The organism is Xanthomonas sp. DAR 80977, assembly GCF_041240605.1.
GTDB classification, from domain to species: domain Bacteria; phylum Pseudomonadota; class Gammaproteobacteria; order Xanthomonadales; family Xanthomonadaceae; genus Xanthomonas_A; species Xanthomonas_A bundabergensis.
The window spans coordinates 1,641,150-1,661,377 of the sequence record NZ_CP162487.1; the positions used below are offsets into that span (position 1 = coordinate 1,641,150).

Annotated in this window: 17 protein-coding genes; 9 read left to right on the forward strand and 8 right to left on the reverse strand. The window is 72.6% G+C overall.

Annotation, left to right across the window (positions count from 1 at the left end; translation table 11 throughout):
* The first annotated feature begins 8 nt into the window (after positions 1 to 8).
* Together AB3X10_RS06875 and AB3X10_RS06880 are read left to right on the forward strand one after the other, a co-directional pair.
* Positions 9 to 3,584, forward strand: coding sequence for a hybrid sensor histidine kinase/response regulator (locus tag AB3X10_RS06875; protein ID WP_369980197.1), 3,576 nt, complete (start codon positions 9 to 11; stop codon positions 3,582 to 3,584).
* Between the two features lie 196 nt (positions 3,585 to 3,780).
* Positions 3,781 to 7,338, forward strand: coding sequence for an ATP-binding protein (locus tag AB3X10_RS06880; protein WP_369981700.1), 3,558 nt, complete (start codon positions 3,781 to 3,783; stop codon positions 7,336 to 7,338).
* 83 nt (positions 7,339 to 7,421) lie between these two features.
* On the opposite strand, the gene mdtD is transcribed toward AB3X10_RS06880, so the two are convergent.
* The 4 genes from mdtD to AB3X10_RS06900 form a co-directional block, all read right to left on the reverse strand.
* Positions 7,422 to 8,855, reverse strand: coding sequence for a multidrug transporter subunit MdtD (gene mdtD / locus AB3X10_RS06885; RefSeq protein ID WP_369980199.1), 1,434 nt, complete (start codon positions 8,853 to 8,855; stop codon positions 7,422 to 7,424).
* Between the two features lie 791 nt (positions 8,856 to 9,646).
* Complete coding sequence (hemE, locus tag AB3X10_RS06890) at positions 9,647 to 10,717, reverse strand: uroporphyrinogen decarboxylase (RefSeq protein WP_369980201.1); 1,071 nt, start codon at positions 10,715 to 10,717, stop codon at positions 9,647 to 9,649.
* Positions 10,718 to 10,726: 9 nt separating this feature from the next.
* The gene (locus tag AB3X10_RS06895) at positions 10,727 to 10,981 is read right to left on the reverse strand and encodes a WGR domain-containing protein (protein WP_369980203.1); all 255 of its coding nucleotides are present in this window, start codon (positions 10,979 to 10,981) and stop codon (positions 10,727 to 10,729) included.
* Between the two features lie 38 nt (positions 10,982 to 11,019).
* A complete protein-coding gene (locus tag AB3X10_RS06900; protein WP_369980205.1) occupies positions 11,020 to 11,967 on the reverse strand; it encodes a GlxA family transcriptional regulator in 948 nt (315 codons plus the stop codon).
* A 92-nt stretch (positions 11,968 to 12,059) separates the two neighbouring features.
* Between AB3X10_RS06900 and AB3X10_RS06905 the strand changes: the two genes are divergently transcribed.
* Together AB3X10_RS06905 and AB3X10_RS06910 are read left to right on the forward strand one after the other, a co-directional pair.
* Positions 12,060 to 12,683 carry a cysteine hydrolase family protein gene (locus AB3X10_RS06905; RefSeq protein ID WP_369980207.1) on the forward strand — a complete coding sequence of 208 codons (624 nt, stop codon included), beginning with the start codon at positions 12,060 to 12,062 and terminating at the stop codon, positions 12,681 to 12,683.
* Positions 12,680 to 13,006: a cupin domain-containing protein gene (locus AB3X10_RS06910; RefSeq protein ID WP_369980209.1), complete on the forward strand. Its 327-nt coding sequence runs from the start codon at positions 12,680 to 12,682 to the stop codon at positions 13,004 to 13,006. The genes AB3X10_RS06905 and AB3X10_RS06910 overlap by 4 nt, the downstream gene beginning before the upstream one ends.
* 30 nt (positions 13,007 to 13,036) lie before the next feature.
* Here AB3X10_RS06910 and aroB read toward each other — a convergent pair whose 3' ends face one another.
* Together aroB and AB3X10_RS06920 are read right to left on the reverse strand one after the other, a co-directional pair.
* Positions 13,037 to 14,146, reverse strand: coding sequence for a 3-dehydroquinate synthase (aroB, locus tag AB3X10_RS06915; RefSeq protein WP_369980211.1), 1,110 nt, complete (start codon positions 14,144 to 14,146; stop codon positions 13,037 to 13,039).
* A complete protein-coding gene (locus AB3X10_RS06920) occupies positions 14,143 to 14,685 on the reverse strand; it encodes a shikimate kinase (RefSeq protein WP_369980213.1) in 543 nt (180 codons plus the stop codon). The genes aroB and AB3X10_RS06920 overlap by 4 nt, the downstream gene beginning before the upstream one ends.
* A gap of 178 nt (positions 14,686 to 14,863) precedes the next feature.
* Between AB3X10_RS06920 and pdxH the strand changes: the two genes are divergently transcribed.
* From pdxH to AB3X10_RS06935, 3 genes are read left to right on the forward strand one after another with little or no spacing between them, the layout of a single operon-like run.
* Positions 14,864 to 15,463, forward strand: a complete 600-nt coding sequence (gene pdxH, locus AB3X10_RS06925) for a pyridoxamine 5'-phosphate oxidase (protein ID WP_369980215.1) — start codon at positions 14,864 to 14,866, stop codon at positions 15,461 to 15,463.
* The gene (gene aac(6') / locus AB3X10_RS06930) at positions 15,460 to 15,912 is read left to right on the forward strand and encodes an aminoglycoside 6'-N-acetyltransferase (protein ID WP_369980217.1); all 453 of its coding nucleotides are present in this window, start codon (positions 15,460 to 15,462) and stop codon (positions 15,910 to 15,912) included. The genes pdxH and aac(6') overlap by 4 nt, the downstream gene beginning before the upstream one ends.
* Position 15,913: 1 nt before the next feature.
* Positions 15,914 to 16,705 carry an ABC transporter substrate-binding protein gene (locus AB3X10_RS06935; RefSeq protein ID WP_369980219.1) on the forward strand — a complete coding sequence of 264 codons (792 nt, stop codon included), beginning with the start codon at positions 15,914 to 15,916 and terminating at the stop codon, positions 16,703 to 16,705.
* Positions 16,706 to 16,723: 18 nt separating this feature from the next.
* On the opposite strand, the gene AB3X10_RS06940 is transcribed toward AB3X10_RS06935, so the two are convergent.
* A complete protein-coding gene (locus tag AB3X10_RS06940; protein WP_369981702.1) occupies positions 16,724 to 18,091 on the reverse strand; it encodes an MFS transporter in 1,368 nt (455 codons plus the stop codon).
* Positions 18,092 to 18,246: 155 nt separating this feature from the next.
* Between AB3X10_RS06940 and soxR the strand changes: the two genes are divergently transcribed.
* Together soxR and AB3X10_RS06950 are read left to right on the forward strand one after the other, a co-directional pair.
* Entirely contained in the window at positions 18,247 to 18,684 is a 438-nt protein-coding gene (gene soxR / locus AB3X10_RS06945; protein ID WP_369980221.1) for a redox-sensitive transcriptional activator SoxR, read from the forward strand.
* Between the two features lie 43 nt (positions 18,685 to 18,727).
* Entirely contained in the window at positions 18,728 to 19,753 is a 1,026-nt protein-coding gene (locus tag AB3X10_RS06950; RefSeq protein ID WP_369980223.1) for a 2-hydroxyacid dehydrogenase, read from the forward strand.
* Positions 19,754 to 19,765: 12 nt separating this feature from the next.
* Here AB3X10_RS06950 and AB3X10_RS06955 read toward each other — a convergent pair whose 3' ends face one another.
* Positions 19,766 to 20,221 (reverse strand): DUF4426 domain-containing protein, encoded by a 456-nt coding sequence (locus AB3X10_RS06955; RefSeq protein WP_369980225.1) that lies wholly within the window; start codon positions 20,219 to 20,221, stop codon positions 19,766 to 19,768.
* Between the last annotated feature and the right edge of the window lie 7 nt (positions 20,222 to 20,228).

Genomic DNA, 20,228 nt, shown 5'->3' on the forward strand with positions numbered 1-20,228 from the left:
CGATGTCGATGCAAATCCCCTGTCCTCGACGCCTGCGCCGCGGCTGGCTGCTCGTCTGGCTGCTGCTGGCCGGTTGCTGCTGCGCCAGCGCGCTGGCGGCGGTGCCGGAACTGCCGCGGTTCCGGGTGCTGGGCGCCGAACAGGGGCTGCCGTCCACCGAGATCTCGCGCCTGGCCCTGGATCGCGACGGCTACCTGTGGATCGCCAGCGGCGACGGCCTGGCCCGCTACGACGGGCGCGAGTTCCGCCTCTGGCGCCACGATCCGGCCGATCCGCAGTCGCTGCGCTGCAACTACGTGCAGGAGCTGCACATCGATGCGCGCAACCGGGTCTGGGTCGCCTGCGAAGGCGGCGGCCTGAGCATGCTCGATGGCCGGCGCCGCGGGTTCCGTCATTTCAACATGGCCACGCAACCGGCGATGCGCAGCGACGAGGTGTTCGCCATCGCCAGCCGCGGCGACGAGGTGGTGTTCGGCACCTATGCCGGCGGCCTGTATCGGGTGCCCGCGGACGGGCGCGTGCAGCGCATCCAGGCCGGCGACGGCGAGATCGACGCGATGCTCGACGGCGCGATCGTGGGCCTGGGGTTCGACGACGCCGGGGTGCTGTGGGTCGGCACCTTCAAGGGCATGGTGCGTTACGACGGCACGCGCGCCAGCGCCTACCGGTTGCCCGGTCCAGCGGACGCGCAGCAGAAGGTCGCGGCGGTGATGGCGCTTGCGGACGGCCTGTGGGTCAGCGCCGGCGGCGAGCTGTACCAGCTCGGCCACGATGGCCGCTGGCAGCGCGCCGACTGGACCGGCGCGCTGCAGCGCGGGGTGCTGTGCATGGCCGAGGACGGCAACGGCGGCTATTGGCTCGGCAACGGCCAGGGGCTGTGGCACAAGCCGGCCGCCGGCGCGTTGCGCCACATCGGCGAGGGCGAAGCGGCGGTGGCCGGCGCCAACGTGGTGGTGAGCATGTTGCGCGACAAGGAGGGCGGGCTGTGGGTGTCCCTGCCGACCCGCGGCCTGGGGTATCTGCGTCCGGGCTGGCGGCGGCTGGCGGTGCTGGGGCCGGCGCACGGCCTGGCGCCGGACCTGTACGCCAGCCTGGCGCCGGCCCGCGACGGCGGCGTGTGGCTGGCCGGCACCGGCGGCAACGTGTACCGGCTGCAGCCGTCCAGCGGCGAGTTGGGCAAGCCGCTGTGGACGCCGGGCCTGCCCGGCGTGCGCGTGCTGTCGGTGCTGGAGGACACGGCCGGCGAGCTGTGGCTGGGCAGCAGCGCCATGTTGCTGCGCGCTCCGGCCGGCGGCGGCGCGCTGCAGGGCTGGGGACGCACGTCGGCGGCCGATGCCACCCCCGAGCTGGGCGTCAACAGCTGGCTGCGCGAGCGTGCCGACGGCACCTTGTGGATGGCCGCGCCCGGGTTCGGGGTGCAGGTGCGCGCGCTCGCCGACGGCCACGTGCTGGACAACATCCACGGCCCGCAGCGCGGCCTGGCCGCCGCCGCCGATATCGCCGCGTTCGATCTGGCGCCGGACGGCACGCCGTGGCTGGCCGCCGAACGCCTGCATTACTGGGATGCCGCCGCCGGGCAATTCCGCACGCCGCCGGAGTTCGCCGGCGAGCGGGTGCAGTCGTTCGCCTTCGCCGATGCGCAGACCTTGTGGGTGCACCGCCTGGCCGGGCTCGAGCTGTGGCGCCGCGAGGGCGGCCACTGGCGGCAGGTGCATCGCTATGCGGCGGCCGAGGGCGTGCCGGCGACCGAGTCGCAGGGCCTGGTCGTCGACCAGCAGGGCCGCGCCTGGCTGGGCACGCGCCGCGGCCTGTTCCGGGTCGATCCGCGGCACGCGCCCGCCGTGCGCGCGTTCGGCACCCGCAACGGTTTGAGCAGCCAGGAAATGGTCAAGCGCGGGCTGTTGATGGCCGCCAACGGGGTGCTGGTGGCCGCCGCGGCCGATGGCAGCGTGGCGCTGCTGGACACGCGGTTGCCGGATCCGCCGCCGGTGTCGTTGACGCTGAGCATGGAGAGCGTGCAGGTGCGCCGCGGCGAGCGGCTGCTGGCGCTGCCGGTGAACGGCGGTTTCGCCCTGCAGCCGGACGACCGCGACCTGCGGGTGGTGGCGCGGCTGCTGTCGTTCGTCGATCCGGAGGGGATCGGCTACCGCTTCCGCCTGTCCGGCTACGACCGCGACTGGGTCGCGGTCGGCGCCGCCGGCGAGCGCACGCTGCCGCAGCTGCCGGCCGGCGAGCACGTGCTCGAGGTGCAGGCGCGCACCCGCGACGGCGCCTGGTCGCCGACCCTGCGGCTGCCGTTCCGGGTCTATCCGCCGTGGTGGCGCAGCGTGTGGGGCATCGCCGGGCTGCTCGCCGCCGCCGCGCTGCTGCTGCTGGTCTCGCTGCGCGCCTACCGCCGCCGCCTGCGCCGCCAGCATGCCTGGCAACTGGCGCTGCACAAGCAGGAGGTGGCCGAGCAGGCGTCGCTGGCCAAGACCCGTTTCCTGGCCACGCTGGGGCACGAGGTGCGTACGCCGATGACCGGCGTGCTCGGCATGAGCGAACTGCTGCTGGCCACGCCGCTGGATCCCAGGCAGCGCGGCTACACCGAATCGATCCGCCGTGCCGGCACGCATCTGCTGCACCTGGTCAACGACGCGCTGGACCTGGCGCGGATCGAGGCCGGGCGCCTGCAGCTGGATCTGCAGCCGTTCGCGCTGCAGGCGCTGATCACCGACGTGGTGAACCTGATGGCGCCGCTGGCGCAGGCGCGCGGGCTACGCTTCGAATGCCACGACACCTTGCCGGGCGCGGTGACCGTCAATGGCGATGCGGTGCGGGTGCGGCAGATCCTGCTCAACCTGATCGGCAACGCGATCAAGTTCACCGCCAGCGGCTCGGTGACCCTGCACGTGTCGCCGCTGCAGAGCGGGCACGGGCTGTGCGTGGAGGTCGCCGACACCGGCCCGGGCATCAGCGCCGAGCAGCAGGCGCGGCTGTTCCAGCGCTTCGAACAGGGCGAAGGCCCGCGCACCGCCGCCCGCTACGGCGGCAGCGGGCTGGGCCTGGCGATCAGCCAGGAACTGGCGATGGCGATGGGTGGGCGCATCCAGGTCGACAGCCGGCTCGGGCATGGCGCGCGCTTCCGGGTGACGCTGCCGCTGCGCTGGCAGCCGCGGCCCGCCGAGGCGGTCACCGTGGTGCCGCTGCCGACGCGGGTGCAGGCGCCGTTGCGGATCCTGCTGGTCGAGGACGAACCCACCGTGGCCCAGGTGATGGCCGAACTGCTGCGCGGCCGCGGCCACCACGTGGTCTGCGCCGCGCACGGGCTGGAGGCGCTGACCGAAGTGACCCAGGCCAGCTTCGACCTGGGCCTGCTGGACCTGGACCTGCCGGCGCTCGACGGCCTGGCGTTGGCGCGACAGCTGCGCGCGCTCGGCTACGCGTTCCCATTGATCGCGGTCACCGCGCGTTCCGACGGCGAGGCCGAGGCCGCGGCCAAGGCGGCCGGTTTCGCCCGCTTCGTGCGTAAGCCGGTCACCGGCGACATGTTGGCCGAGGCGATCAGGGGCGCGATGGAGTCGGGGGGCGGGACGCAGGACTAGGGACTCGGGACTAGGGACTAGGGACTCGGGACTCGGAAAGCGCGTCTTCTAGCCGGACGGCGCAGTGGAGTCGCAGGCTACGCCCTCTGCATTCCGAGTCCCCAGTCCCGAGTCCCGAATCCCGAATCCCGAATCCCGTCTGTTGCCAGCAACGGCGCTTATCGCCGACGATGGCGGCGGGCATCGCGGGGAAACGCTGCCCATGCTCAGGGAGATGACGATGCGGTCCAGAAGGATCTTGGGATGGCTACTGCTGCTGTGGTCGACGGCCGTCGCCGCGGCGGTGCCGCCGACGCCGCAGCCGCGCCAGCTGACCGTGGCCGACGGACTGCCGTCCAACAGCATCAACGGCTTCGCCGAAGACCAGCTCGGCTACCTGTGGCTGGCCAGCAGCGACGGCCTGGCGCGCTTCGACGGCCGCGGCTACCGCATCTGGCGGATCGAGGACGGGCTGCGCGACAACAAGATATGGACCGTGCATGTCGATGCGCAGAACCGGGTCTGGTTCGGCACCCAGAACGCCGGCATGGGCATGCTTTCGGCGGACCGGCGCACGTTCCGCTACTACGACCGCAGCAACTACCCGCAGATCGGCGGCGCCACGGTCTGGGCGATCGCCTCCACCCCCGACGGCAGCATCTGGTTCGGCACCGCCAACGGCGGCCTGGACCGGCTGCAGCCGGACGGCAAGCTGAGCCGCTACATGCCGATGCCGGGCGACGAGCGCAGCCTGCCGTCGCCGACGGTGACGTTCCTGGCGACCACGCCCGACGGCACGCTGTGGGTGGGCACGCGCGGCGGCCTGGCGCGCTGGACCGGCCGCGATTTCGAGCGCTTGCCGGCCTCGGCGCTGCCGCGGCCGGAGGTGCAGGGGCTGACCCCCGAGCGCGACGGCAGCGTGTGGGTGGCCACCCAGGGCGGGGCGCGCCTGCTGCGCGGCGACGGCAGCGCGGTGGTGCCGTACTGGCGCAACATGCCCAGCGAGAGCGTGCTGGGCATGCTGGTCCACGACCGCCACGGCAATCGCTGGTTCGATACGCTGGACGGCCTCGGCCGCGAGAGCGAGGCCGGGCAGATCCGCAACGTGCCGCTGTACAGCAATTCCGCGCACGGCCTGGTCAAGCCCAACTGGTCGCTGGCGTTCGAGGACCGCGAGGGCGATCTGTGGTTCGCCAGCTTCAACGCCGGCCTGTGGTACCTGCCGGCCAACTGGCGGCAGTTCTCGGTGCTGTCGCACCGGGTCGACGACCCGGACTCGATGGGCAATCCCTACGTCATCGCGACCGCTCCCTCGCGCGACGGCGATGTGTGGCTGGCGGGCACCCGCGGGGTGCTGGACAAACTGGATCCGGCCACCGGCGTGGTGCGCCACCACATCCTGGCCATGTTCGAACGCACCTGGCCGCGCGCCATCGTCGAGGACGGCCAGGGCCGGGTGTGGGCGGCGGCGCTGGGGGCGGTGCTGCGCTACGACCCGGCCAGCGGCGAGGTGCGGCGCTGGGGCAGGCAGGACGGCGCCGATGCGCCGATGCCCGGCGAGGTGGACCGGATGACGGTCGGCAGCGACGGCCGCGTGTGGCTGTTCGGCGAGGTCGGCGGTGCGCAGGTGCGCGACCTGGATGGGCACGTGCTGCGCAACATCGCCCTGGGCGCGGACGGGCTGCCGCCGGAGCTGACCGTGGACGACGCCCGGCCCGGCCCGCTGGGCCAGCCCTGGCTGCTCGGCCAGCACGGCGTGCTGGCCTGGGACCCGGCCAGCGAGCGCTTCGAGCAGGTGCCCGGCGCGCCGGCGCGGGCGCTGAGCGCCTTCACCATCACCGACGACAACGTGGTCTGGCTGGCCAGCGTCGGCCGCCTGGAACGCTACCTGTGGGACGGCGCGCGCCTGAGCCTGCTCGACCGCATCGACGCCGAGCAGGAGTTCCCGTCGCTGGCGCCGAACGGGCTGGTGGTCGATGCCAGCGGCGTGGCCTGGTTGAGCAGCGTGCGCGGCCTGATCCGGGTCGATCCGGCGAGCAAGGCGATCCGCTCCTACAGCGTGCACGACGGCCTGCCCAACCAGGAGTTCCGCACCCAGACCCTGACCCAGGCGCGCAGCGGGCAGATCCTCGGCGGCACCCCGGACGGCGTGGTGCTGTTCGAGCCGGCGCAGGTGGTGCCGTCGCGGCGGCAGCCGCCGCTGGTGATCGAGCGCATCGGCGTGCGCCGCGGCGAGCGCGCGCTGGACCTGCTGCATGCCGGCAGCATCGTGCTGCAGGAAGGCGACCGCGACCTGCACGTGGTCGCCCGCCTGCTGTCGTTCTCCGATACCGACGCCAACACCTACAGGTTCCGGCTCAGCGGCTACGACCCGGACTGGGTGGATGTCGGCGCCAGCGGCGAGCGCCTGTTCTCGCGCCTGCCGTCCGGCCACTACACCCTGGAGATGCAGGCGCGCACCGCCGACAAGGTGTGGTCGAAGGTGACCACGCTGCGCTTCCGCGTGCTGCCGCCGTGGTGGCGCAGCCCCTGGGGCCTGGCCGGGCTGGCGCTGTTGGCGCTGCTGGCGCTGTGGCTGGTCGCGCACCTGTACCGGCGCCGCCTGCGCCGGCGCAACGCCTGGCAACTGGCCTTGCACAAGCAGGAGCTGGCCGAGCAGGCATCGCTGGCCAAGACCCGTTTCCTGGCCACGCTGGGGCACGAGGTGCGCACGCCGATGACCGGCGTGCTGGGCATGAGCGAACTGCTGCTGGCCACGCCGCTGGATCCCAAGCAGCGCGGCTATACCGAGTCGATCCGCCGTGCCGGCGCGCACCTGCTGCGCCTGGTCAACGATGCGCTGGACCTGGCGCGGATCGAGGCCGGGCGCCTGGAGCTGGACCGGCAGCCGTTCGACCTGGGCCAGCTGATCGCCGAGCTGGAGGCGATGATGGCGCCGATGGCGCACAGCCGCGGCCTGGACTTCGCGCTGGACAACGCGATGCCGGCCGACGTGACCGCCAACGGCGATGCGACGCGGGTGCGGCAGATCCTGCTCAACCTGCTCAACAACGCAATCAAGTTCACCGACCGCGGCGGCGTGACCCTGCGCGTGGCGCCGCTGCACGAGCGCCAGGGCGTGCGCTTCGAGGTCGCCGACACCGGCCCGGGCATCAACGCCGAGCAACAGGCGCGGCTGTTCCAGCGTTTCGAGCAGGCCGATGGGCCGCGCACCGCCGCCCGCTACGGCGGCAGCGGCCTGGGCCTGGCGATCTGCCAGGAACTGGCGGTGGCAATGGGCGGGCGCGTGGAGCTGCACAGCAAGCTCGGCGTCGGCACCCGCTTCATCGTCGACCTGCCGCTGCCGTGGATCGCCGAGCCGCTGCATTCCGGCACGCGCGGCGAGCGCGAGGCGCAGGCGGCGACGCGGCCGCTGCGCATCCTGCTGGTCGAGGACGACCCTACCGTCGCCGAAGTGGTCAGCGGCCTGCTGAGCGCGCGCGGGCACCACATCACCCATTCCGCGCACGCCCTGGCGGCCTTGACCGAGGTGGCGGGGAGCAGCTTCGACGTGGCCTTGCTGGACCTGGACCTGCCCGGCCTGGACGGCCTGGCGCTGGCGCGGCAACTGCGCGTGTTCGGCTACGAGATGCCGCTGATCGCGGTCACCGCCCGCGCCGACGCCGATGCCGAACCGCAGGCCCGCGCGGCCGGCTTCGACGGCTTCCTGCGCAAGCCGGTGACGGGCGACATGCTGGCCGAGGCGATCGAGGCGGTGCTTGAGGGCCGGGATTAGGGATTGGGCATTCGGGATTCGCAAAAGCGGCAGCGGTCACGATGCGCTTTTACGACTCCCCAATCCCGACTCCCCAATCCCGGCTACTCCGCCACTTCCTCCACCTTCTTGTCCGGATGCGGCCGCGTGTCCGGCAGCTGCCAGAAGATCAGGGTCGAGGTCAGGGTGATCGCGCCGACGCAGACGAAGGTGGCGTGCAGCGCGGCGGTGGCGCCGTGGGTGTCGCCGAGGTGGTCGTTGAACGCGGCCAGCAGGCTGCCGGCCGCGGCGGCGCCGAAGCCGGTGGCCAGCATCATCACCATCGACAGCAGGCTGTTGCCGGCGCTGGCCTGGTCGCGGTCCAGGTCGCGCAGCGTCACCGTGTTCATCACGGTGAACTGCAGCGAATTGACCGCGCCGAACAGCGCCAGCTGCAGCAGCCGCCAGCCCAGCGGCTGGCCGGCGTCGAACAGCATGAAGCTGGCCATGGCGACGCCGACCAGCACGGTGTTGGTCATCAGCACCCGGCGATAGCCGTAGCCCTGCACCAGCTTCACCGCCGCGCGCTTGGCGGCCATGCCGGCCAGCGCCACCGGGATCATCATCAGGCCCGCGCGCATCGGGCTCATGCCCAGGCCGACCTGCAGCAGCAGCGGGATCAGGAACGGCATGCTGCCGCTGCCCACGCGCGCGAACAGGTTGCCGAGGATGCCGATGCGGAAACTGACCACCTTGAACAGGTGCAGCGGGAACAGCGCCGCCGGCGCGTTGGCCGCGTGCAGCCAGTAGCCGATCAGCGCGGCCAGGCCGGCGATGGCCAGCAGCATCACGAACGCATGGCGCAGGCCCAGCTCGGAGATCCCGTCCAGCGCCAGCGACAGCGCGATCATGCCGAAGGCCAGCATCGCGTAGCCGATCAGGTCGAAGCGGGTGCGTTGCTCGCCGTGGAAATCGGGCATCACCTTCAGCGCCGCGGCGAAGCCGATCGCGCCGATCGGCAGGTTGATCAGGAACACCCAGTGCCACGAGGCCACCTGCACCAGCCAGCCGCCCAGGGTCGGCCCGACCAGCGGCCCGATCAGCGCCGGGATCGCGATGAAGCTCATCGCGCTGAGGAACTGCTCGCGCGACACCGAGCGCATCACCGCCAGGCGCCCGACCGGCAGCAGCATCGCCCCGCCGATGCCCTGCAGCACCCGCGCGGCGACCAGGTAGGGCAGGCGCGGCGCGGCGGCGCACAGCAGCGAGCCGAGGGTGAACAGCACGATCGCGGCCAGGAAGGTGCGGCGCGTGCCGTAGCGGTCGGCGATCCAGCCCGAGGCGGGGATGAACATCGCCACCGCCAGCGCATAGCTGAACACCACCGACTGCATCTGCAGCGGACTCTCGCCCAGGCTGCGCGCCATCGCCGGCAGTGCGGTGTTGACGATGGTCGCGTCCAGCATCTGCATGAAGATGGCCAGCGACACCAGCCACAGCAGCGGCCGGAAACTGCGGTCATTCGGAACCGAAAGCGGATCGGGGGAGGGCGCGGACATCGGCACGCACGGCAACGCGAGGGGCGCATAGGATCGCGCAGATCGCGTCGCGGTGTCGTGCAGCAGCGGGCGGTTGTGGCGCATGCTGCACGCTGCGGTCTGGTGGCGATGGCGGATCGGGCAGCGTCGCGGCGGCGCGTGGCTGTCCGATGCCGTCGGGTTCATGGCTTCGTTCGTCGCGACTGAAGTCGCTCCCACAGGGATTTGCGGCGGGCTTGCTGGGTGCACTGCGGGAGGGACTTCAGTCCCGACGGTGTCCGACGCCGTCAGGCTTACCGCTTCATGTGTCGCGGTTGAAACCGCTCCTACAAAGAGCTTGCGGAAAGCCGGCTGGGTGCACTGTAGGAGGGGCTTCAGCCCCGACGGTGTCCGACGCCGTCAGGCCTACCGCTTCGTGTGTCGTGGTTAAAACCGCTCCTACAAAGAGCTTGCGGCAAGCCGGCTGGGTGCACTGTAGGAGGGGCTTCAGCCCCGACAGTGTCCGACGCCATCGGGTCTACCACTTCGTTTGTCGCGGCTGAAGCCGCTCCTACAGAAAGCGTGCGGTGAGCCGGCCGGGTGCATTGTGGGACGGGCTCAGCCCCGACGGTGTCCGAGGCCATCGGGTCCACCACTTCGCTTGTCGCGGCTGAAGCCGCTCCTACAGAAAGCGTGGGGCGAGTCTGCCGGGTGCACTGTGGGAGGGACTTCAGTCCCGACTGCAGGATGGCGGAAGCGCGGGTTGCGTCGATCCGCGCATCCGATATGGGCGCAAGGCGCCCATATCGGATGCGACGACTTGCTGCGCGCGGCTATGCCTGCGCGCGGCGGCTGTGCCGCTGCACTGCGGCGACCAGGGCGCCGACGTGCTCGGGCTGCATGTCCGGCGACAGGCCGTGGCCGAGGTTGAACACGTGCCCGTCCGCCGAGCCGTTGCCGTCGGCATAGCTGCGCAGCACGCGCTGCACCTCGCGTTCGATCGCCGCCGGCGAGCCGTACAGCGTGGCCGGGTCCAGGTTGCCCTGCAGCGCGACGCGGCCGCCGGTGCGGCGCGCGGCATCGGCCAGGTCGATGGTCCAGTCCACGCCCAGGCCTTCGGCGCCGGAGGCGGCCAGTTCCTCCAGGTAGGGTGCGTTGCCCTTGCCGAACAGGATCAGCGGGGTGCGCTCGGCGCCGTCGCCGCGCGGCAGTTCGCGGGCGATGCGCTGCAGGTAGGGCAGCGAGAACTCGCGGTACATCGCCGGGCTGAGCACGCCGCCCCAGGTGTCGAACACCTGCAGCGCCTGCGCGCCGGCCGCGCGCTGCGCGGCCAGGTAGGCGATCACCGCGTCGGTGTTGACCGACAGCAGCTGGTGCAGCGCCGCCGGCTCGTTCAGCGCCATCGCCTTGATCCGCGCGTAGTTGTCGCTGCCGCCGCCCTCGACCATGTAGCAGGCCAGCGTCCACGGGCTGCCGGAGAAGCCGATCAGCGGCACGCTGCCGTCCAGTTCGCGGCGGATCACCCGCACCGCGTCCATCACGTAGCGCAGCTCGGTTTCCATGTCCGGCACGCCGAGCCGGGCGATCGCCGCCGCGTCGCGCACCGGGTGGCGGAACTTGGGGCCTTCGCCTTCGACGAAATACAGTTCCAGGCCCATCGCATCGGGGATGGTGAGGATGTCGGAGAACAGGATCGCCGCGTCCAGCGGGAACCGCGCCAGCGGCTGCAGGGTCACTTCGCAGGCCAGTTCCGGGGTCTTGGCCATGGCCAGGAAGCTGCCGGCGCGGGCGCGGGTGGCGCGGTACTCGGGCAGGTAGCGCCCGGCCTGGCGCATCAGCCACACGGGGGTCTGGTCCACGGGCTCGCGGCGCAGGGCGCGCAGCAGACGGTCGTTCTTGAGCATGGGGATTCCTTAGCGCGGGGCGTCGGCGCCGCGGGTGAACATGACCTGGAAGCCGCGCTTGAGTTGCGCATCGCGGGCTTTCTCGAAGGCGGCGTGGGCCTCGTCCTGCAGCAGGTATTGCTCGCGCTTGAGCTGCGCGCGGCCGCCGATCTGGCCGCTTTCGCGCAGCAGCTCCCAGCCGCCGAACAGGTCCGGTTGCAGGGTCAGCTGGATGTAGCGGGGCGACTCGTTGCCGCCGGGGCGTTGCTGGAGGAAGACGCGCATGACCAGATTGTAGCCGCTGCCGGCGAAAGATCCGCTGCTCAGCCGGCGCGGAAGCCGCGGCGGTAGGCCGACGGCGGCACCCCCAGCGCACGCGCGAACTGCTGGCGCAGCGCGCCGGCGCTGCCGAAGCCGGTGTCGGCGGCGATCCGCTCCAGGGCCATGTCGGTGGTTTCCAGCAACAGCTGCGCCCGGCCCAGGCGCTGGTGGGTCAGCCATCGCACCACCGTGGTCCCGGTGGCCTGGCGGAACTGCCGGGTGAAGCTGCGCCGGCTCATGTGCGCGTGCGCGGCCAGCGCATCGAGCCGGTGCGGCCGCTCCAGCCGCTCCAGCATCCAGTCCAGGGTCGGGCCCAGCAGCGCATCGCGGCGCGTGGCCGGCAAGGGCTGCTCGACGTATTGCGCCTGGCCGCCCTGGCGGTGCGGGGCCACCACCAGCCGCCGCGCGATGCGGTTGGCGACCTGGGCGCCATGGCGCCGGCGCACCAGGTGCAGGCAGCAGTCGATGCCGGCCACGGTGCCGGCCGAGGTCAGCACGTCGCCGTCGTCCACGTACAGCACGTCCGGCTGCAGCCGCACGCGCGGGTGGCGGCGCGCGAAGCGGTCCAGCGCGGCCCAGTGGGTGGTGGCGGGGCGGCCGTCGAGCAGGCCGGCATCGGCCAGCACGAAGGTGCCCAGGCACAGGCCCACCAGTTGCGCGCCGGCGGCATGGGCGCGGCGCAGCGCCTGGCACAGCGCCGCCGGCGCCGGCTCCTCGGCGTCGCGCCAGGACGGCACGATCACCGTGTCGGCGCCGTCCAGTCCGTCCAGTCCGTGCTCGGCCTGCACGGCGAAGCCGGCATCGGTGCGCAGCGGCCCGGGGTCGGCCGCGCAGACCCGCAGTTCGAAGGACGGCAGCCCCGGGCCCGGCTCGAACACCAGGCACGGCACCGACAGGTGGAACGGGCTGATGCGGTCGAAGGCGACCACGGCGATGCGATGCGGCGTCATGGCCCGATTTTAGCGGAAATGCGGCATCGGGCCACTCGTCGGCGCGTCCGCGCCGGCCGACACTGGCCCTTCCTTGCCCCCGAGACCGCCCCATGTCCTCTCCGCGCCGCGCCCTGCTGGTCATCGACGTCCAGAACGACTACTTCGGCGGCCAGTTGCCGATCGCGTATCCGCCGGTGGCCGACTCGCTGCCCAAGATCGTCCGCGCGATGGACGCGGCGCGGGCGCATGGCGTGCCGGTGGTGGTGGTGCAGCACAGTGCGCCGGCGCAGGCGCCGGTGTTCGCCGACGGCAGCGCCGGCTGGCAACTGCACCCGCAGGTGGCCGCGCGTCCGCACGACCTGCTGCTGTCCAAGTCCCGGCCCAGCGCGTTCGCCGGCACCGAGCTGGCCGGATGGCTGGACGCGCGCGCGATCGACACGCTGACCGTGGCCGGCTACATGACCCACAACTGCAACGCCTCCAGCATCTACGACGCGTTCCACCGCGGCCTGCAGGTGGAGGTGCTGGGCGATGCCAGTGGTGCGCTGCCTTACGCCAATGCGGCCGGCCAGGCCAGCGCCGAGGAGATCCACCGCGTGTTCGGCGTGGTGTTCCACAGCAACTTCGCCGCGCTCGCCGATACCGCGCAATGGATCGAGGCGCTGCGCGCCGGCGCGGCGCTGCCGCGCGACAACGTGCTGCAGTCCAGCCGGCGTGCGCGGGGCCTGGCGTGAGCGGCGCGGCGCCGACCCTGGTGCGTGCGCGCGACTACACCGGCGCGCGTGCCTGGGACGCGCTGCCGATCGCGGTGTTCGACGGCGTGGGCGTGCGCCTGCACTGGACCGACCAGCCCTATGTCTGGCACGTCAACGACGGGCAGGAAGTGTTCGTGGTGCTGGACGGGCAGGTGCGGATGCGCTGGCGCTCGCAGGGCCGCGAACGCAGCGCGTTGCTGGCGGCCGGCGACGTGTTCCATGCGCCGGAAGGCACCGAGCACGTCGCCTGGCCGCAGGGCCAGGCGCGCGTGCTGGTGGTGGAGCGCGCGGGCAGCCGCTGAGGGACGGCCGCAGCCGCGCGCTGCGCCGGCTCAGGCGGCGGACAGCACCTTCAGCACCTGCGCCTCGTCCACGTCGGGCACGATCTCGGCGCGGCCGATGCCGCGCCACAGCACCAGCCGCAGGCACCCGGCGAGGTTCTTCTTGTCCAGCCGCATCCGCGCCAGCAGCGCCTGCGGCGCCAGCCCGGCCGGCAGCGCGGTGGGCAGGCCGAAGTCGGCCAGCAGCGCGCGCAGCCGCGCGCTGTCCTGCGCGCTGGCCATGCCCAGCTGCGCCGACAGCTTGGCCGCCAGCACCATGCCCACCGCCACCGCTTCGCCGTGGTTGAGGTTGTCGTTGCCGGGCGCGCCGTAGCCCTGTTCGGTCTCGATCGCGTGGCCGAAGGTGTGGCCGAGGTTGAGCAGGGCGCGCTCGCCCTTCTCCAGCGGGTCGCGTGCCACGATCTCGGCCTTGTGCTCGCAGCTGCGCGCGATCGCCTGCGCCAGCGCCGCCGGCTCGGCGTCCAGCAGCGCGCGGCGTTCGGCGTGCAGCCATTCGAAGAACAGCGGGTCGCGGATCGCGCCGTACTTGATCACCTCGGCCAGGCCGGCGCGCAGTTCGCGCGGCGGCAGGCTGCGCAGCGTGGCGGTGTCGGCCAGCACCGCGCGCGGCGGATGGAACGCGCCGACCAGGTTCTTGCCCTGGGCGATGTCCACCGCGGTCTTGCCGCCGACCGAGGAATCGACCATCGCCAGCAGCGTGGTCGGCAACTGCACGCAGTCGACCCCGCGCATCCAGCACGCGGCGGCGAAGCCGGCCAGGTCGCCGACCACGCCGCCGCCCAGCGCCAGCACGCAGGCGTCGCGGGTGGCGCCGAGTTCGGCCAGCGCCGCGATCGCCGCGCCGAAGCTGTCCAGGGTCTTGGAGGCCTCGCCGGCGGGGATGGTGAAGGCGCCGATCTGCAGCTCCGGGCGCGCGGCCAGCAGCGCCTGGCGCACCTGCGCGGCGTACAGCGGGGCGACATGGCTGTCGCTGAGCAGCAGCACGTGGCGGCCGCGCACGTGCCCGGCCAGGCGCGCGCCGTCGTCGAGCAGGCCGGGGCCGATGTGGATGGTGTAGGCCGGGTCGCCTTCGACCGCGACGCTGCGCAGGGAAACAGTCATGCAATGGGTTCCGGAAGCTTCCACGACGCGGCCAGGCGCACGACCAGCTGCGCGGTGGCCTCGGCGGGATTGAGGTGGTCGGTGTCCAGGATCAGGTCGGCGACTTCGCGGTACAGCGGCTCGCGCACCGCGTGCAGGTCGTGCAGCACCCGTTCGCGGTCGCCGCGCTGCAGCAGCGGGCGGCTGCGGTCGCGTTGCAGGCGCTGCAGCTGCGAGGCCACGCTGACCCGCAGGTACACCACGAAGCCGTGTTCGCGCATCTCGCGGCGGCTGTCGGCATTGAGCACGGCGCCGCCGCCGGTGGAAATCAGGTGGCCGGGAGTGCCGAGCACGCTCTCCAGCACCGCGCGTTCGTGTTCGCGGAAGCCGGCTTCGCCGGAATGCTCGAACAGCGAGGCGATGCTCGCGCCGGTGCGTTCGACGATGGCCTGGTCGCTATCGACGAAGACGAGGCTGAAGCGCTCGGCCAGGCGGCGGCCGATGACGCTCTTGCCTGCTCCCATCGGGCCGACCAGCACGAGATTGGGGGCGGGATTCATCCGCCGATGCTAGCAGAGACGCCGTGCGTGCAGGCCGGCCGCGATGCCTGCGCACGCTGGATCGTGGTGCGACGCGACGCTCCCGCCGGCCCGGCGCGGCCGGCGCCGTGCAGCGCCGCGTGCGTCGCGCCGTGCATGGCGCGACAATGGCGCATCGTCCGCCGAGTGCCTTGCCGCCATGCCCGATCTCTACGCCGAAGCCCTGTCCACGTTCGCCGACCTGTTCGCGGAGGCGCGCAGCAGCGACGAGGCCGAATACAACGCCATGGTGGTGGCCTCGGCCACGCTGGAAGCGCGCCCGTCCTCGCGGGTGGTGCTGCTGAAGGCCTACGACGCGCGCGGCTTCGTGTTCTACACCCACCTGGACAGCCAGAAGGGCCGCGAGCTGCAGGCCAACCCGCAGGCCTCGCTGCTGTTCCTGTGGCGGCGCATGCGCGAGGACGGGGTGCAGGTGCGCATCGACGGCGAGGTGCAGCTGGTCGCCGCGGCCGAGGCCGATGCCTACTTCGCCTCGCGTCCGCGCATGAGCCAGATCGGTGCGTGGGCGTCGGCGCAGTCGCGCACCCTGCAGTCGCGCGAGGAGTTCGAGCAGCGCGTGGCCAAGGCCGAGGCCAGCTTCGAAGGCCGCGAGGTGCCGCGCCCGGACGGCTGGGGCGGGTTCCGCGTGGTGCCGCGCAGCTTCGAGTTCTGGTACGGCGGCAAGTACCGCCTGCACGAGCGCTGGCACTACGCCGCCGATGCCGCCGGCCACTGGTCCAAGCGGATGCTGTTCCCGTGACCGATGGGTTTTCGGTCCGCGCCGCCGCCGCCGCCGACCTGCGCGCCTGGGCGGCGCTGCGGGTGGCGCTGTGGCCGGACGAGAGCGATGCCTTCGGCGGCGTGGCCGAAGCGCTGCAGCGCGAGGACGGGGCCAATTTCCTGGCCTTCGCCGGCGACGGCCACGCGATCGGCTTCGCCGACGTCACCCTGCGCCAGGACTACGTCAACGGCACCGACAGCTCGCCGGTGGGCTTCCTGGAAGGCTGGTACGTGGCGCCGGAATGGCGCGGCCGCGGCGTCGGCCGCGCATTGCTGCGGCAGGTGCAGGACTGGACCCGCGCGCAGGGCTGCAGCGAGCTGGCCTCCGATGCGCTGATCGACGACGCCGCGGCGCAGGCCGCGCATCGCGCCTGCGGCTTCGAGGAAACCGAGCGCGTGGTGTATTTCCGCATGCCGGTGGCGGACTGAGATGGGCCCGCAGCGCATCGTCTGCCTGACCGAGGAACCCACCGAGACGCTGTACGCGCTCGGCGAGCAGGCACGCATCGTCGGCATCAGCGGCTTCACCGTGCGTCCTGCGCAGGCGCGCCGCGACAAGCCCAAGGTCAGCGCCTTCACCAGCGCCAGGATCGACGCGATCCTCGCGCTGCAGCCGGACCTGGCGATCGGCTTCTCCGACATCCAGGCCGAGATCGCCGCCGAGCTGGTGCGCAACGGGGTGGAGGTGTGGATCGCCAACCACCGCAGCGTCGACGGCATCCTCGACTACGTGCGCCGGCTCGGCGCGCTGGTCGGCGCCGGCGCGCGCGCCGAGGCCTACGCCGACGCACTGCAGCGCGGGCTGGACGCCATCGCCGCGCAGGCGGCGGCGCTGCCGCGGCGGCCGAAGGTGTATTTCGAGGAATGGGACGAGCCGATCATCACCGGCATCCGCTGGGTCGCCGAACTGGTGCGCATCGCCGGCGGCGACGACGTGTTCCCGGAGCTGTCGGCCGAGCCGCTGGCCAAGGCGCGGATCCTGGCCAATGGCGACGAGGTGGTGCGGCGCGCACCGGACATCATCCTCGGCTCGTGGTGCGGCAAGCGCTTCCGCCCCGAGCGCGTGGCCGCGCGGCCGGGCTGGGCGGCGATCCCGGCGGTGCGCGACGGCCAGCTGTTCGAGATCAAGTCGCCGCTGATCCTGCAGCCCGGCCCGGCCGCGTTGACCGACGGCGTGCGCGCGATCGCCGCCATCGTGCAGGCCTGGGCGCAGCGCCAGTAGCTGCCGCGGCAACGCTGTTCAGTGCGGCGCGGGCTGGGTGCGGCCGGCGATGCCCAGCCCGAGCAGCGCCAGCACCGCGGCCACCGCGAAGGTGGACAGGTAGGCGGCCGCCACCGACTGCGCCAGCAACGCCGCGAACAGCGAGCCGCCCACCGCCAGCGTGGTCGCCACCGCGATCGCCTCGCTCAACTGCAGCGCCGAACTGTTCGCGCCCTGCTGCGCCGGCGGCGACAGGGTCAGGGTCAGCACCGCCAGGGTCGGATAGATCAGGCCCATGCCCAGGCCGGTGGCGGCCCAGCCGAGCATCGCCAGCGGCGCCGGCAGCGCGGGCAGCAAGGCCAGCGCGGTGCCGGCGATGCCCAGCAGCATCAGCGTGCAGCCGCTGCGCAGGCGGCGCAGGCGCGACCCGCGCTGGCCGTAGTGGCCCTGGTACCAGGAGCCGGCGAACCAGCCCAGCGCGCCGATGCTCAGCGCGACCCCGGCCCAGGTCGGCGACAGGCCGCGTTCGCGCGACAGCAGCAACGGCAGGAACGCCTCGCAGCCGAAGAACGCCGACGCCGCGACGCCGCGCAAGGCGATCACGCTGGGCAGGCCGCGCGCGCCGCGCAAGGTGCCGTCCGGCAACAACCGCCACGCGCACAGCAGCAATACGCCCAGTGCCGGCAGCACCCCGGCCAGCAGCCACAGCCCGCGTTGCTGCCCGGCCAGGTACAGCAGGCATACGCCGGCCGCCGCGCCCACCGACCACAGGATCGGCGCGGCGCTGCGCGCCGGCGCCGCGGCTAGCGCAGGCAGGCGGCGCAGGGCCGGCCGCAGCAGCAGCGCGGCCGGCAGCGCCAGCAGCGGCACCGCCAGGAACACCCAGCGCCAGCCGACATGCTCGACGATCGCGCCGCTGATGCTGGGGCCGATCAGCGACGGCACCACCCAGCCGGCCGAGAACGCGGCGAAGATGCGCGGGCGCAGCGCATCCGGATACAGCCGCGCCACCAGCACGTACAGCGCCACCGAGATCGCGCCGGCGCCCAGGCCCTGCACCAGGCGCCCGGCGAGCAGCATCGGCATGCGGGTGGCGAACCCGGCCAGCAGCAGCCCGCAGACGAAGCACGCCAGGCCGCCCCACAGCGGCAGCGCCGGGCCGCGCGCATCGCTGCAACGGCCGGCCACGGTCATGCCGATCACGCTGGTCGCCAGGGTGCCGCCGAACGCCAGCGCGTACAGGCGCAGGCCATCCAGTTCGCGCGCCACGGTCGGCATCGCCGCGGCCACCGCCAGCGCCTCGAACGCGATCAGCGAGACCAGCGCGACCATGCCCAAGGTGGTGGCGCGGTAGCGCGGAGCGAGCAGCGAATCGGCAGGGGCGGCAGCGAGGGCGGGGCGTGGCATCGCCGGCAGCATGCCGTCGCGGCGGTTGCCGGCGGGTGAAGCGGGATGGTTCATCGGTGCAACCTCATGGCTGGCATGCGCGCGCCATGGCGCGGTATTGCGCGGCAGGCGATGGGCGCGCAGCATGCAACCTCAACCGCACTCGAGGTCAAGCGATGCATGAGGAGTTGAGCGTGGGGCAGGTGGCCGCACGCAGCGGCGTGGCGGTGTCCGCGCTGCATTTCTACGAGAAGAAGGGCCTGATCCACAGCCTGCGCACCGCCGGCAACCAGCGCCGCTATGCGCGCGACGTGCTGCGCCGGCTGGCGGTGATCCGCGTCGCGCAGCGCGTCGGCGTGCCGCTGGAGAGCGTCAAGGCCGCGTTCGCGCAGCTGCCCGATGCGCGCACGCCCACGCGCGCGGAGTGGGCGCGGATGTCCGCGGCCTGGCGCCAGGAGCTGGACGCGCGCATCCTGCAGCTGACCCAGCTGCGCCACCAGCTCACCGATTGCATCGGCTGCGGTTGCCTGTCGCTGCGCCGCTGCCGCCTGAGCAATCCCGCCGATACGCTGGGCGCGCACGGCGACGGGCCGCAGCGCTGGACATCGCCGTGAGCGGCACCGATGCTGGACGCGGCATGACGGCCGGAGCGGTGCGATGAAGGTGGCGGTGTACAGCGCGCGGCGCTACGACGTGCGGCTGCTGGCGCAGGCCAATGCCGCGCATGGCCACGAACTGGTGTTCGTGCAGGATGCGCTGAGCGTGGCGACGGTGCCGCTGGCCGCCGGCTGCGGCGCAGTCTGCGTGTTCGTCAACGACCTGGTCGACGACGCCGTGCTGGCGCTGCTGGCGGCACTGGGCGTGGGCCTGGTCACCACCCGTTCCACCGGCTTCAACCACATCGACGCGCTCGCCGCGCAGCGCCATGGCATCGCCGTGGCGCGGGTCGGCGACTACTCGCCGTACTCGGTGGCCGAATTCGCGGTGGGGCTGCTGATCGCGGTCAACCGGCGCATCGCCCGCGCCAGCCAGCGCACCCGCGACGGCAATTTCGAACTGGACGGGCTGATGGGCTTCGACCTGCACGGACGCACCGTCGGCGTGGTCGGCACCGGCAAGATCGGGCGCATCTTCGGCCGCATCATGGCCGGCTTCGGCTGCCGCATCCTCGGCTTCGATCCCTTCCCGCACCCAGAGTTCCAGGCCCACGGCGGCACCTACGCGGACCTGCCGACCCTGCTGGCGGAGAGCGACGTGGTCTCGCTGCACTGTCCGCTGACGGCGCAGACCCGGCACCTGATCGATGCGGCCGCGCTGCAGCGGATCAAGCCCGGCGCGCTGCTGGTCAACACCAGCCGCGGCGGCCTGGTCGATACCGAGGCGGCGATCGCCGCGCTGAAGTCGGCGCGGCTGAGCGGCCTGGCGATCGACGTCTACGAACAGGAAGCGGACCTGTTCTTCCACGACCTGTCGGCCACGGTCATCACCGACGACGTGATCCAGCGCCTGGTGTCGTTCCCCAACGTCATCGTCACCGGCCACCAGGCGTTCTTCACCGAAGAGGCGATCGGCCAGATCATGGCCGCGACGCTGGACAACATCAGCGCGTTCGAGCGCGGCGCGCCGCTGCCGAATCCCATTCCGCTGCCGCCGCCGCTTGGCGCTGCGAACGGCGTCGCCTGAGGCGAAACCGCGCTAGAAATTGCGGGCGAAGCGCACCGTGCCGGCGCCGTCGGCGCTGCGCACGTCCACGACGAACGTCAACTGGTCGTGGTCGCTGATGCGCACCGTGCCGACATAGTCGGTATAGGCGTCGGTGACCGCTTCGCGCAGGGCGATGGGTTGCCGGCGCCCGCTCAGGTCGGTGGCCACCGCGCTCACCTGGCCGCTGGCCGGCAGTTCCTCGCCGCCTTGCACGCGGCGCAGCGCGACCATCACCAGCGCGGTATCGGCGCTGCGCGCGATGCCGTAGCGGCGCGCCACGCTGTCGCTCATCGCCAGCGTCGGCAGCGCGTTGTAGTGCACGCGCAGCGCGCCCAGGTCGGCCTGCGCGGGCGTGGCCGCGAGCAGCGTGGCCGGGCGCGGGGTTTCCTGCGCCGAGCAGGCGGCCAGGGCCAGGCACAACAGCACGGCGGCAGGCAGGCGGCGCATCGGCGGC